Origin of the sequence: Sphingobacterium sp. SYP-B4668, from assembly GCF_027627455.1 — a bacterium.
GTDB lineage: Bacteria > Bacteroidota > Bacteroidia > Sphingobacteriales > Sphingobacteriaceae > Sphingobacterium.
This window is the reverse complement of the sequence record NZ_CP115483.1, coordinates 1,482,218-1,496,549: the sequence shown is the minus strand read 5'-3', so window position 1 is coordinate 1,496,549 and position 14,332 is coordinate 1,482,218. Positions and strand designations below refer to the sequence as shown.

Sequence of the window (14,332 nt, the reverse complement as noted above, 5' to 3'; positions counted from 1 at the left end):
TTGGCATTATCAGCCCATTCGCATAATAATTTGAAGTGTTCGCATAACGTGATTAGCTAGTTAATCGCTTTATATTTAAATTTGAAGATGAAGAATCGAAAACTTCTCTACATTATCTTACTTTTTTGGTTGATATCTACCCTATACTTGCTCTTGGGCACTCTTATATTTGCAAACTCAACCTACTACGGACTCATATTAGTTGTTTCCTCTCAGATCATTTTGTTAGTTCAAATGCTAATCTGTCTATTCTATATCTTTCCCAAATATTGGAAAAGAAATAAGATTCCACTATTGACCGTGTCTACGGTGATACTAATCCTAGCAGTCATTGCTATTCGATATTTGCTCGATGAAGTCTTATTCGTCCACTTGCTCAATTTCCCGAAGACGGCAAATCTAAACCTTCAATTCTTTATCTACGAAAATTTCTATCACTCACTACCCGGTATTTTCATAGCATTAATAGCCTTCTTAATGGTGCAGTTATTGGAGTCCCAACAAGACCATAAAAACTTGCAAGCCGTTGTACAACAGGCCGAACTCATTTTTTTAAAATCACAAATCAATCCACATTTCCTATACAATACATTAAACTACATGTATGCCCAGGCACTCCCTATTTCACAGAAGCTTGCCGACGCAATCCTACATCTATCTGACACGATGCGACATACGCTGACTCAAAATGAAAAACAGCTGACATCCTTGCAGGAGGAAATCCAATTCATTGAAAATTACATTAAGCTCCATGCATTGCAACATAATCAGGGGATTTGCTTTCAAATGTCTATAGATGGCCCGCTTGATGGTAAAGAAATCTCCCCACTAGTACTGATGCCCTTCGTTGAGAACGCGATTAAACACGGAGTACTGAATGATGCCAACAAGCCTATTTCGATTATATTAGAAACCACAGATAATGAGATTATCTTCAAAATGCAAAACCATATCTCCAATCTCCCTACAAATCTTAACAGCGGACTAGGCCTAGACAACCTACGCCGACGCCTCGAGATAATGTATCCGGCTAAGCATATACTGACGATATTTAAAGATGATTACCTCTTTAAAATCTGTTTAACAATCAAGATTACCGGATGAATAATAATCAGAAATATCGATGCTTAGTATTGGACGATCAGGCCTACGCAACGGACATTATATCACTTTACATAAAGCGAGAAAGTGACCTTACACTTGTAGCAGCATTGACCGATCCCTTTGAAGCAGTTAACTATGTCAATGAGGGGGTGATAGACCTCGTATTTTTAGATATTGAGATGCCAGGGCTAGATGGAATTCAATTTTTAAGATTATGCGGCGAAAGATGTCGTTTTATTTTAACTACAGCATATTCGGAGTATGCATTGCAGGGATTTGATTTTAATGTTGTGGATTATCTACTGAAGCCAATATCTTTCGAACGATTTAGTCGTGCTGTGAACAAATTTCGTCAGTTGCAGCTCACGGTATCTTGTGCATTAGAGACAAAGACTTATATAATAATAAAAGGTGACGCTAAGCATAAATATTACCGCATCCGTCTATTAGATATTATTTTCGTCAAAGGACTAAACAACTATATCACTATACATACCCATTCAGAAACAATTGTGACCTACATGACGTTGAAGGGCATCCTTAAGGAATTACCAAGCCAGGAATTCTGTATGACACACCGGTCCTACATCATTGGGAAATCACATATCAAGACGATAGATGACAATCATCTAATAGTGGGCGACCATCTTATTCCACTAAGTAAACGCTATAAAAAAGAGGTTATAGAAAGCTTGAAAATATAGCGATCATGTGATTCGAACTATTTTTAATAAGGCAAGGTGAAAAATCTTAGGACAATACACCCATATTCGCCCAGAGTTGTCCTCATTTTTTTCATTTCACAGAGCACTCCGTCAAACCATTGCCCTTCACAAATGTAGGGTAGTATACTTTCTTCTTTAAAAAGAGGATACCTAGACGGCATGAATACCTATTTCTTCCAGTACACAGAGAAAAAAACAGCCTGTGATTACAAAAAATTCCGGTAAAATATAAATATCCGTCCTAAGCTACAAAAAGACAAAATGAGACAAAACAAACTGAAAATGAGACTATTTTAAAGTATTTACCGATAAATTAAAGTTAGATTTGAATATCATCATTCTCTTTTGAAGAGTAGATTTCCCTAAGCAATTTTAAAGATAGCGGAATATTGCCACCTTTTTTTAAAATAGGCCATATAAATAAACCACTAAGTTAATTAAGAAGGACACGAAATAATCACCAATGAAAAGAAGGACATTTTTACAAGCGATGAACCTAGGTATCGCATCTACTGCATTGCTAAATTCAAAACTCTATGCAAGTACACATGAAATGGCGTCACAAATCATCACCGCAGACAGTGAACTTAACTATCACACCATCCAAGAAATCAAATATGCCCATGTACGGTTACAATATCCGCGTTTAGTGGGTAAAAATGCGAGACTTGATTTACATGGCTATGGCCCTCTCGTGGAAATCTGCTGTATAATTACCGACAAGGGAGCCAGGGGCTGGGGTTCATTACGAGGTTCAAAAAGGGATGCTGAACATGTAGCTGGGCAACTGATTGGCAAGAAAGTAACAGCTGTTTTTCAACCTCATGTCGGAACACTATTAAACGAACATATCGCCTTTGACATTGCATTACACGATCTCGCAGGGGTGATATTAAATAAACCCGTCTATGCACTACTCGGGAATGAACAACCCTTTACTACGGATTATTATAGTGGGATGATCTATTTTGACGATTTAGAACCAAGCCATAAGCCTGGTGGTATAGATCGTATATTGGAAGAGTGCCGATTCGATTATGATTTAGGTTATCGTCAATTCAAACTTAAAATAGGTCGTGGACATCGCTGGATGCCTTTCAAGGCCGGATTAGAACGCGACATTGAGGTCACTAAAAAAGTAGCTGAAGCATTTCCTGACTGTCAAATCTTGGTCGATGGTAATAACGGCTTTTTAGTAGATGAGTTTATTCAGTACCTACGTGGGATATCACCGGTAAAACTGTTCTGGATTGAAGAACCTTTTCATGAAACCATTCCCGACTATCAAAGATTGCGAAATTGGCTCACAAGCGAAGGCATACAGACCCTCCTCGCAGATGGCGAAGCAGATCCAGACCCGCGATTGCTCAAACAATTGATAGAAAAGAAGCTGTTGGATGTCCATCTTACGGACATAGAGGGATTGGGATTTACCAATTGGCGAAAATTAATGCCCGAACTTGAAAAGCTAGGCGCGCAAGCCTCGCCACATGCTTGGGGCTCACTACTCAAATCATATTATACCGCCCACCTCGCTGGAGGCCTAGGTAATACCGTCACTATTGAAGGAGTCACCAGTACATCAGATGATGTTGACCTATCAGGTTACACCATCCAAAAAGGTAAATTAATTCCACCTCCATCACCTGGATTTGGCATGAAATTATTAAAGGATCTGTAAGCGCATTTAATCCGAATGAACAAATATCCCGCTTGTCGATAAAGGATAGTAAATTAACAGTAACATATCACTTACCTCATATTCCCCAAAAAACTCAGAAATTAGCCAAGTTTTTTGGGGAAACAAGGATAATATCTACTCTTCCTTATTCAATAAATAAACTATAATAAATTCCCTTCCCTTGCCGCATTACCTAAGATGCAACTTCAATTGATGCTTACCGGCACTCAGTTTTACGCTTGAAGTATCCTTAACATTGCTTGGAGGAAAAAAGGTAGCACTGGAATTGGCTGGTATTTGAATATCGTAAGTAATAATCTTCTTGTTCTTCTTCCATTTTGAGACTATCCTCCCGTACGGAGATGCATGCTGCACTTCACTATGCTCTAGTGTCTCGGGAAATATAGGTTTCAATAGAATGTGCTTAAACCCTGGCTCCTCTGGGTCTGGAAGGATACCTCCGATAGATTTGAAAAACCACCCTCCTATTTCCCCAAACATCATGTGATTATCTGAAATATCCCGCTTTGCATTTAAATCCCAGTTTTCCAACAATGTAGTAGCACCATTCACAACCCACCAACCCCAGGACGGGTAAGTATCTTGTACGGCCACTTTATAAGCCGTAGTGCCGTAGCCATTGTTAGTAAGAGCATTCAATAAAGCCTTAGCACCAAGTACTCCCACATCCAAGTGAAACCCCGACTCCTCTACTTTTTTACACAAATTCGCTGCTACTTTAGCTTTCATATCCTCAGGCACAATCTCCCAATGCAATGGCATACTCAACTCCGTCTGAGTACCGCTTGCATAAACACCAGTAGTACGATCTAGGAACTTATTATTAATCGCCTCTCTTATCTTTTTGCTCAGCATATCATATCTCTTAAAATCTTCCTGCTTGTCGAACATCTTAGCCGCTGAGGCCAAGATTACTGCATCTACATAGAAATAAATCGAGGACGTAAGTTCCAAATTGGAAGTTGATTTGACAGGTACCCAATCACCCCGTCCAAAAGTGGTCAGTCCGTTCGGGCTGATACGGTCTACATAATTTACATAGCGTTTAATATTTTCATAACAATCCTCCAAAAGTCTGCTATCCCCATAAAACATATACATCTGCCATGGAATGATGGCAATCGTACTTGTCCAATCTAAACCATTTGCCGTACCATAGCCCCACCCACCGGTCGGAATGATATCAGGCAATACGCCATTCGGTTGCTGCTCATCACGATGGTCTGCAAGCCACTTTTCGTATATAGTGATGGCATCAAAATTGTATAATGCAGTCTCAATCGCTAAATGCCCATCGCCAGTCCAGCCATTCTTTTCACGTTGAGGACAATCGGTAGGATACCCCATTAAATTGGATAAATATGCATTGTTGGTAACCTCCCACAAATCATTCACCAATTTAGAAGACGTCTTGACTTGTCCTACAGGAGCGACATCACTATGAATAAAATACGAAGTTATCTTTAAATCTTCAAGAGCTATGGGTGCGCTACTACTTACTTCTACATAGCGAAATCCCTTATAATTGAATTTTGGTAAAAATTCATCTTCCTTTTTTCCACTTAATATAATCACATCGGTCTGAAAAGGGTCCGCTTCCTTATCCCCTCGGTAGTATACGTCGATATTTGATAGGTCAATCCGACCATCGTCCAATAAACGCTCGCCATGTTTTATCTTCAGTATTGTACCGGCTACACCTTTAGCTCGAATTTGTGTAATACCAGCCATATTCTGACCCATATCGAATACATAAGTTTGCTCATCGATTTTCTTGGCTGTCTTAGGAGTATACGCTTTAATCAGACGAATGGGCTCAGTCTGCTGGGATACGATAAGATCGGCCGGCGCACTCCGGTAACGAACACCCTGCCATTTGGAGTCATCAAAATTAGCCTTATCCCAACCTTGCTGCTCCAATCGGGCATCATAATGTTCGCCAGTGTAAATACTATTATAAATAATAGGTCCAGAAGAGGTTTTCCAATCCTGTTCAGACACGATGGTCTCTTCTGTACCATCAACATATACAATCCTTAAATCCAAGCAAAATGCAGGACGATTTCGCCATGGTGCATTGTGAAAATCCCATACCGCAAGTGACTGGTGATTGTACCAACCATTACCTAATACCACTCCCAATGCGTTATCACCCGACTGAATCTGCTCAGTAACATCATGTACCACATATAGCGTACGCTTATCAAAGCGTGTGTACATGGGATCCAAAATGTTGGTCCCTACTTTCGCACCATTGAGAGAAAGCTCAAATAGACCCGCTGCAGCTACATAAGCCCGTGCATATTTTACGGCTTTTTTTATCTGGAATTTTTTACGGAAATAAGGAGCTGCTTTATGATGGATGTCATGATGATCGCTAATCCAAGCACCTTTCCAATTGGAACGCCCCATCATACCTGTTTCAAAAGATACGATATTAGAGGCACTCTGCTTTCCATCTTTGTCCCACACGACAACTTTCCAAAAATATTTGGTCTGAGCAGCTAATTTCTTGCCACCATAAGATACCAGTAAAGTTGATTGGGACTGTTTACCTGTATCCCAAGCATTCCCTCGGTTGTTATCTACGGCAACAGAATCAGTCCCTACCAGTACTTGATATGCTGTCTGCAAAGCTCCTTGCCTATCATCCTTTAACATCCATGTGAATCTTGGACGTGGAGTATCAACTCCTATGGGAGCAGTCAAATGTTCACATTTCAATTCTATAGGTTCACATAACTTGCCATGATCCTGACCATAAGTCTTGCAGCACACACTAAAGGATGCTAGCAATATAATTTGTTTAAATTTCCACAATTGCATAATGTCTTTTTAATACTGCTCTAGAGCAAATAGAGATACTTCGTTTCTCATAGTTTAAAACGATACAACACAGGCCGATTTTGACAAAGTCATGAATTAGATAATTCGTTTTAGCAAAAACAGGTTGCGCCCTAAAATAACACATTTAAACCTGTTCTATCAATAGTTAGGGATGACTTTCTCAACATTACGGTATTTCCCTCCCATTGATAACCTCAGAAAGATGCACCCCACGCTATACCCCACTTTTCATAAATCATGTGGTTTGCAACAGTCCTTAAAAAAATGGTAAGATATAACCTCTCAGGTATACGCGCAAATATATGTCATATGAAGTCGATAACTATCCCGTACTCTCATGGTCCATTGATCAGTATACGTCCTGCGAATTACTAATCGAAGAAACGCAACTTCGTTATTATCTATCCTAGACTGCACATACATAGAGAACAATTGTGCTAAGTTGCCTTGACAAATAGCGGGGTTAAAAACCCCGCTATGAATATTTTTCCCTAAATTCAACTGTTACTCGATGGTGTAAATTAATAAAACGACGCATAGTGATTGTCCCATATCACGCGTTCATCAGCTGTCATTCGCACGAGTTCCCGGTGATATTCCTCAGGCGCCCAGTCAATAATGATCCACCGGTGTATTACCCATTTGTAATTCAACCGTTCCCCCCGTAGTCAATGCTTTCAAAGGGACAAAAGGAGTGTGCTGTACTTTACCATTGACCCGTATTTTTTGAATGTATCCATTGCTTACAGCTCCGTTCTTTCGTTGAATCTGCAACTGCTTACCTTTATAATATTTGGGATTCAACTGAATCGTAATGTTATCAAATAGTGGTGAAGCGAGTCCCATCTTAGCATCAGCAACAGTAAGCCCACCGACATCAAAAAGCCCCATAGCAGCCATCACATACCAGGCACCTAACTGTCCTTGATCTTCATCTTGTCCATAGCCGTAGCCATGGACACCATCGGCACCGTAGAATTTATCACTGATTTCGCGTACCCATTTTTGCGTAAGCGAAGGACGTCCTGAGAAATTAAAAAGCCAAGCCACATGTAAGTTGGGTTGATTTCCTTGATTGTACAATCCTTGTAAACCGCTGAATGCATCCAGCGTAGTCCCACCACCAAAAGCGAGTGGAGCTGATTTAATGAAGATACTATCGAGTCGACTATTGAAATCTGTTCGGCCAATCTTTTGTATCAATCCACGGGGATCATGCGGTACATAAAATGTATATTGCCAAGAGTTACCTTCTTGAAACCCTCTCCAAGGAGCGCTAGGGTCAAAATTTTCGATAAAGGTTCCATCTGCCAACTTGGGACGAATCAACTTTAAAGAAGGGTCAAACAAATGCTTCCAACCGTCGGATAGTTTCATCAGCTGACGGTAATTTTGTTTCTTACCCAATGCTTGCGCAAATTGGGCTACAGCATACGAACTATAGGCATACTCTAATGTATGTGAAGCTGAAAACTGCCAGGCTTCAGCCCAATCATCTCCTTTATCCAAATGATTGACATATCCGTATTGAACGAATCGATCTACATCCAATTTACCCGCTCCACGAGGACGTTGCTTTCCATCAATTTCGTTCTTTAATGCCGCTTCATATCCAAGTCTATAATCGAAATCACGAATCCCCTGCATATAAGCACTTGCAATGACCAAGCTGACAAAGTTAGTCCCTACTCCAGATACGTACTTGCTATTGGCGATCCCATCAGCCAACCAGCCCGAATCTTTGTAAATCAACAATTGGCTCTTTATAAAATCAGATAAATACTCGGGATAAGCAATCGTCCAAAGTTGTGTCAAGTTCCAAAACGCACCCCACACAGCATCTGTATTATAATGGGCATGAAGGGCTGTCCCGTCACTATTTTGGGCAATCTGCCCTATTGTCCCATCATTTTTCGGGTAAGCTCCACTGACGTCACTGGCAAGTCCACGTCCCAGCAATGCATGATATAGGCCTGTATAGAACTTTTTACGATCTATATCTTCCCCTCCCTCAACATGTATACGTCCCAACATGCTATTCCACTCAGACTGATTACGGGATTTAGCTTGATCAAAATTCAGCTCCGTGGCCTCTTTCTGATAATTCGCCTGCGCCTGTTGGATCGAAGTGTAAGATAGGCCTATCTTTACTTCGATTGATTCGTTTGCGTCTGTCTTATAATCAAGATATGCTCCAGCACCTACACCTCGAGCCATCCGTTGACCAGTTTGCACCTTATCCTGATGAAATACCCCCACCTGGTTAGCAAGCTTGCTTGGCACTGCATAGAAGTACATCCGAACATCAGCATCTGACTGGTATTTCTCCACATAGCGGGGTATGGTGATTACGTATCCCTCCACACTACCATCACTATTGACCCGCACTTCGGCATCCTTCACTCTACCACTTTCTCCCATGATATTACCCACATCAAAAATCAAATGCGATGATTCAGATTTCGGAAAGGTATAGCGGTGAAAAGCGACGCGTGCCGTAGAAGTCAGTTCAGCAAGAATTCCATAATCCTTCAAAAGCACTTTATAGTATCCAGCTTGAGCAAGCTCGTCGTGACGGTCGAAGCGCGAACGGTATCCTGAGGTCGGGTCGTCCAAACCACCAGGTACCGTTTGCAACTTACCAGTAGTAGCCATCAAGGCAATACCACCCACTTGAAATTCGTGAAAATTGGGAAAACTCTCTATACTTGTATGACGATAGTCATACCCCGTAGCATCCCAGCCGTGTTGATTACCAAAGCTTCCATTAGTGGAAGGCCCAGGCTTGGCCATACCAAAAGGTATCGCCCCAGGCACAAAGTGAAACCAACGGGCGTGTGCAGTCCCAATCAGAGGATCTACATACTGTACATAGTTCTGCTGCGCAAATGCACCCTGCATCATGCTCAAGCATAGGATTAACAAATAGCTTATTCTTTTTATCATCTTCTATCCTCCTTTTAACAATTCTTGTATCTCTTCACTAGTTTTACCTTTCGTTTCAGGGAGGGTGCGGTATACAAATACGAACGCTAACAAACAAACACCACCCAAGACAGCGAATGTCCCTGACACCCCCAAATCGCTTAAAAGAAACGGCGTAATCTGGCCAATCAGGAAATCCGACAGCCACATCGCCAATATACTAATTCCCATTGCCTTAGCTCGGATACCTGCCGAAAAAATCTCCGAAGCCACTACAAATTTCAAAGGCCCGATCGAAAATGCGAAAAAAGCCAAGAAACTTACAATGCTCAAGACCAATAACCAGCTATCCACCATATCCAAATAGAAAAGAAGACTCGTAACAAAAAGAGATACTGCTCCCCCTATCGTCCCTACCAAGTACAGTGGTCTCCTTCCCAAACTGTCTACCTTCCATATCGCAATCATCGTGAAAAGCATATTGGCTACACCGATAATAATCTGTCCATAGAGTGAATTATCTAAGCTAAAGCCTAATGTTTTTAAAATAGTAGGTCCATAGTATATGATGACATTAATGCCACAGAATTGAGAAAAAATAGGCAGTAAAAGACCTATAAGCATCGCTTTACGATAAATAGGCTTAAATAACTCACTATACCCCATTGCCGACTGTTTCCTAGCAGCATTACCCCAACTCGGGCTTTCTGGAACAAAAAGCAATCCGATAAAAAAGATCAAAGAAGGCAACATTGCAATGCTGATCATGCCACGCCACTCTTGCTCCGCAAAAATATGTCGAAATAAACCCGAGTTAAACATTTCTTCAAAAACAGGCTGCTGCTTGATGATCAACGCATTCGAAGCATAAGCAAGTACGATTCCGAAGGTCAGGGCTAATTGATAGAAAGTCACCAACTTGCCCCGATCCTTTATTGGAGCAATTTCAGAGAGGTAAAGAGGAACTACATTTGAAGCTATTCCAATACCTATTCCTGTCAGGATTCGTGCCCAGATAATAGGTGAGAAAGTTTCCAAAAGAACACAGCCTAGCGTAGCTAGTACAAATATCCCCGCAGCAATTTGCATCGTGGCCCTGCGACCATAACGATCGGATAAATACGAAGAAATAAGCACTCCAAGGATACAGCCAAGCAAAGCCGACGACACAAACCAGCCTTCCAAGAAGGTGTCAAGCGCAAATTGCGACTTAATCAAGGGTAATACCCCCGATACCACGGCCATATCGAAACCAAAGATCAAACCACCCAAGGAAGCAACAATCGCAATAAAAATAAGTTGTTTTGTTGTTAAATTCACTGTTATTAGATTTATGGGATATCCACTAAGGAATAGTCACCGTTAATGGTTCGCTGTAATTATAGATATTAAGACCATGTGCTACCCGTTCTCCGGCGCGGATATACCAATCTCTCTGAGCTGGTAATGGTGTGGTTGATTTCAATTCGATGACTTCTCCAATCCTAGCATTGCCAACCTGCCCTGTAAAAGCGATTCGCGGCGAAAAACGGCTATCATAATTATTGTCTCCTACATAAGGATTATTGTTGACGAATAGCGTTATATCCATCAAATTTTTATGAAATTCAGTCTGATTGGCACCACGTGTCACTTTCACCTTTACCGAGACACTCCCATCAGCATTAACCACTGGCGTTCCCCCCCAGTCGAGGCGAAGGAAAGGTGCCACTACGCAAAGTATAAAAAAGAGACTGCTTAACCCACAACGTATCGCATGTAGGTTAAGCAATCGGTGTCCGCCAACGAGCCATCTCAACGACAGCTGTGGCGGCTTCACATAAAAAAGCATTGTGTTCATAATTTTTTTTGGGTTTATGTTTGTTTCCGCTTTACGCTATGGCTTCATTAGGCCCCACTGCTTATTAGGTTCAGGCCCCATTTCTAGAATCAACTCTCCACCACTTAACAGTGCTGTTGCATCGAAATAAAAAGTATCAAGTTTTTTCCCATTAAGGAGTGCGCTCTGCACGTAGATATTCTTCTTACTACTATTATTAGCCTTAACCACAAATTGCTTTCCCCTACCATATTTGTTATCTAGCTTGATTTTGATTTCCTTGAACATTGGACTGCCGATTTCATACACCGGATTACTACGCGTACCCCCATCCATCTGGAAAAGACCAATTGCCGTCATGACATACCAAGCGCTCATCTGTCCTTGATCTTCATCTCCTAGGTATGCATTTGAGATACCCTGCCCGTAGTAGCGTTCAGCAATTGAACGGCTATATTTTTGCGTTAACCAAGGCTTATTCATATAGTTGAAGATATAGGCAAAGTGCATGGATTGTTGGTTACCTTGTACGACAGGATAATCCCAGTACTGATCATTCGGCCCGTTATAGCGCCACTTTTCGCTCTCCCCGAAACCCCATTCCAAACGGTTTAACAAGACATCTTCACCTATCCATTTCGACAACCCTGGTAAATCCTGAGGCACAAAGAATGTTAATTGCCATGCATTTCCCTCCACATAGTGATGATTGGCACCAGACTTGAATGGATCAAAGTCTTTTAGCCACTCACCTTTCGAATCTCGCATACGTGCATATCCAGTTTCGGGATCTATGGCATTTTTCCACCAGGTGCCCCGATCATTGAAATACGCATAATCAGCTTCTTTTTTTAGTGATTTAGCGAATTGACCTACCGTCCAATCATCATAACTATATTCCAATGTATTAGAGAATCGTCCCAAATCCGAAGGAACATATTTATATTTTAAATAGACATCTAGGTCTCGATTTCCAGCGAAACCACCTTCAAACTTTAAGGGACTGGTTGTTTGCATCTTTTTAACCGCTGCAAACGCCTTTTCTACATCATAATCACGAATTCCCATTTGGTAGGCTCCGACAATAAGTGGAATTTCATGCTCGGCAACCATCACTGGAATGTATTCCATTCCCGCAGGACCTTTAGCGAGCCACCCATCCGCGTCGTACATCGCCAATTGAGATTTCACCCATTTACTGGACCATTCTGGTGTAACCAAGTTCCAAAATTGATTCAGATTCCAAAATGTATTCCAGAAAGCATCACACCCCAGAGCCAAATCATTTTTGTCTTCAAAAGTTCGAACCACCTCTCTTGAGTCACGCCACTGACCATTGATGTCACTGAAAGTATTGCGGGACAGTGCGCGGTACATATTTGTATAGAATTTTTCCTTCTCTAAATAATCATCTGAAGATATTTCCAATCTACTAAGCAACTCATTCCATACCTCATGCTGATGAGCGACAACTTTATCAAAGGACCAATTAAATGGCTTACTGATCTCTTCACGAAGATTTTCCTCTGCATTTTCAATACTTACATAAGAAATACCTGTACGCAGCTGCACGGATTTCTGCTTACGCACGTCAAATTCCACATACATTCCCGCCTCCCTCACATGTCCACCTTGACCATCCTCTCTTGTCTTTCTTTTATCGCCTTCCCATGTTCCGAAATTGAGGATGGGACAATCAAACTCAATGGCAAAGTGTACAATATAGTCTTGTTGCGCGTCAGTAGACCAGACATTCTCCGAGAGTTGACTACTGTATCCGATGATTTTGGTATCTGAGACTTTCTTAATCTTATAATCCAATATTTGATATGGGTATTCTCCATTTGTTTTTAAATCAATCATCACACGCCCTGTATCAGAAGCGTTGAAAGTATAGCGCTGAAAGCTGGCACGGGTAGTCTGCGTCAAATCCACATCTATATCATAATCCGTCAACTTTACATGATAAGACCCAAGCGGTGCACGCTCTGTCATTTTATCTATCCGAGACCGATATCCCGAATCAGGATCGTATTGATCCCCAATCTTGGTCTGTAAGGTGCCCGACGTAGGAAAAGTCCCCAAGCCCGCCATAGTCCATTCATGAATATGACTAAAAGCTCCTATTGATTCTATTGAGGGTTCATATCCAGCTTGCCAGCCCGTATTCTGATTATCTGGACTTATCTTGACCATACTAAAAGGCATCCAAGGTCCTGGTGCAATCATCCAACGAGAGTGCGCCGCCCCAATCATGGTATTGACATAGTCCGATGCACCACCCAGACGTCTAGGCATTCTCTCTAATTGTGTGCGATGAGACAACTTATCGTTAATATAAATCTCACATATACTCTGTTTGCGCTTCTTTACAGTAGTAAGAGGCAACTCCAACATCGACAAGCCCTTGCCTAAGTCACCTTGATAAACAGACTTTCCGTCCACCAGCACTTTGACACGTTGGGCATCACTCAGTCTTAATATTTCGACCAATAGGTTCTGTACACGCCCTTTACTACTATTTGATTCGAAATCAGCAACTTTCACCTGTTTCACCAAAGCATCATATCCTGTGACCAGTTTGGTCTTGGAAGGTCCCAACAAACGAAAAGAATCAAATTCCACCCAACCACCTTTCAACACCGTCAATGTTACGTGATTATATCCTTGACGAAGTGTAGATGGATCTAGATTGACAACAATTTTCTTTTTACCTACGGCACCAATGCCCGGATCACCGCTCCCTGAACCATTATTGATGTCATAGTTGTAGTTTTTTCCATTGATAGATACTTGCAATGTTGGGTGGTTTTTGGGATCCGAATTCACTAGATTGACTTCCAATGCATAAGGTGTGCTATCCGTTGGTTTATCCAAAGCGTAGTAAAAGTTTAGGAAGTGTGTTCGTAAACCTGACGTAGGTCCCGTACCACCCCAACCATTTGCTGGCCCAGGAAGTACATAGGGCAACTCCGCACCAAGCTGGCTACGGCCAATGATTACTTGCTTATCTTCATAACCCATATCATGAGCTAAAAATTTCTTAAAATCACCAGGTGATAGTGCAAACTCACCACTCGAGCCATCGGTCTTACCCAACTCCCAAACAACATTTTCTTGTGCTAAGGCCGGTTGGCCAAAAGCAAGGAAAAGCATCCCCGCGGTTACTAAAAATCTATTTCGTCTATTCATAAAGTTTTCTTTATTGGT

At 41.5% G+C, this 14,332-nt stretch carries 8 protein-coding genes; 3 read left to right on the top strand and 5 right to left on the bottom strand.

The genetic code is table 11. The features are described from left to right. Window positions 1–87 precede the first annotated feature (87 nt). The 3 genes from OQ289_RS06490 (at window position 88) to OQ289_RS06480 (ending at window position 3,510) form a co-directional block, all read left to right on the top strand. Window positions 88–1,104: a sensor histidine kinase gene (locus OQ289_RS06490; RefSeq protein WP_270089923.1), complete on the top strand. Its 1,017-nt coding sequence runs from the start codon at window positions 88–90 to the stop codon at window positions 1,102–1,104. Next, complete coding sequence (locus OQ289_RS06485; protein ID WP_270089922.1) at window positions 1,101–1,808, top strand: LytR/AlgR family response regulator transcription factor; 708 nt, start codon at window positions 1,101–1,103, stop codon at window positions 1,806–1,808. Before OQ289_RS06490 ends, OQ289_RS06485 begins: the two co-directional genes overlap by 4 nt. A 484-nt stretch (window positions 1,809–2,292) precedes the next feature. Continuing rightward, window positions 2,293–3,510, top strand: coding sequence for an enolase C-terminal domain-like protein (locus tag OQ289_RS06480; protein WP_270089921.1), 1,218 nt, complete (start codon window positions 2,293–2,295; stop codon window positions 3,508–3,510). Window positions 3,511–3,699: 189 nt separating this feature from the next. On the opposite strand, the gene OQ289_RS06475 is transcribed toward OQ289_RS06480, so the two are convergent. From OQ289_RS06475 to OQ289_RS06455, 5 genes are all read right to left on the bottom strand, one after another. Next, on the bottom strand, window positions 3,700–6,357 hold the full coding sequence (locus OQ289_RS06475; RefSeq protein ID WP_270089920.1) for an alpha-L-rhamnosidase: 2,658 nt from the start codon (window positions 6,355–6,357) through the stop codon (window positions 3,700–3,702). 633 nt (window positions 6,358–6,990) lie between these two features. Then, window positions 6,991–9,324, bottom strand: coding sequence for a GH92 family glycosyl hydrolase (locus tag OQ289_RS06470; protein WP_270089919.1), 2,334 nt, complete (start codon window positions 9,322–9,324; stop codon window positions 6,991–6,993). 3 nt (window positions 9,325–9,327) lie between these two features. Then, window positions 9,328–10,623 (bottom strand): MFS transporter, encoded by a 1,296-nt coding sequence (locus OQ289_RS06465; protein ID WP_270089918.1) that lies wholly within the window; start codon window positions 10,621–10,623, stop codon window positions 9,328–9,330. A 25-nt stretch (window positions 10,624–10,648) separates the two neighbouring features. Beyond that, window positions 10,649–11,143: a DUF3823 domain-containing protein gene (locus OQ289_RS06460; protein ID WP_270089917.1), complete on the bottom strand. Its 495-nt coding sequence runs from the start codon at window positions 11,141–11,143 to the stop codon at window positions 10,649–10,651. A 36-nt stretch (window positions 11,144–11,179) separates the two neighbouring features. Next, the gene (locus OQ289_RS06455) at window positions 11,180–14,314 is read right to left on the bottom strand and encodes a GH92 family glycosyl hydrolase (protein ID WP_270089916.1); all 3,135 of its coding nucleotides are present in this window, start codon (window positions 14,312–14,314) and stop codon (window positions 11,180–11,182) included. Window positions 14,315–14,332: the final 18 nt, after the last annotated feature.

What these genes read in the sequence shown, in the direction of transcription:
- OQ289_RS06455 (WP_270089916.1), bottom strand. Translation starts at nt 14,314, where the DNA reads ATGAATAGACGAAATAGATTTTTAGTAACCGCGGGGATGCTTTTCCTT.
- OQ289_RS06485 (WP_270089922.1), top strand. Translation starts at nt 1,101, where the DNA reads ATGAATAATAATCAGAAATATCGATGCTTAGTATTGGACGATCAGGCC.
- OQ289_RS06460 (WP_270089917.1), bottom strand. Translation starts at nt 11,143, where the DNA reads ATGAACACAATGCTTTTTTATGTGAAGCCGCCACAGCTGTCGTTGAGA.
- OQ289_RS06475 (WP_270089920.1), bottom strand. Translation starts at nt 6,357, where the DNA reads ATGCAATTGTGGAAATTTAAACAAATTATATTGCTAGCATCCTTTAGT.
- OQ289_RS06490 (WP_270089923.1), top strand. Translation starts at nt 88, where the DNA reads ATGAAGAATCGAAAACTTCTCTACATTATCTTACTTTTTTGGTTGATA.
- OQ289_RS06470 (WP_270089919.1), bottom strand. Translation starts at nt 9,324, where the DNA reads ATGATAAAAAGAATAAGCTATTTGTTAATCCTATGCTTGAGCATGATG.
- OQ289_RS06480 (WP_270089921.1), top strand. Translation starts at nt 2,293, where the DNA reads ATGAAAAGAAGGACATTTTTACAAGCGATGAACCTAGGTATCGCATCT.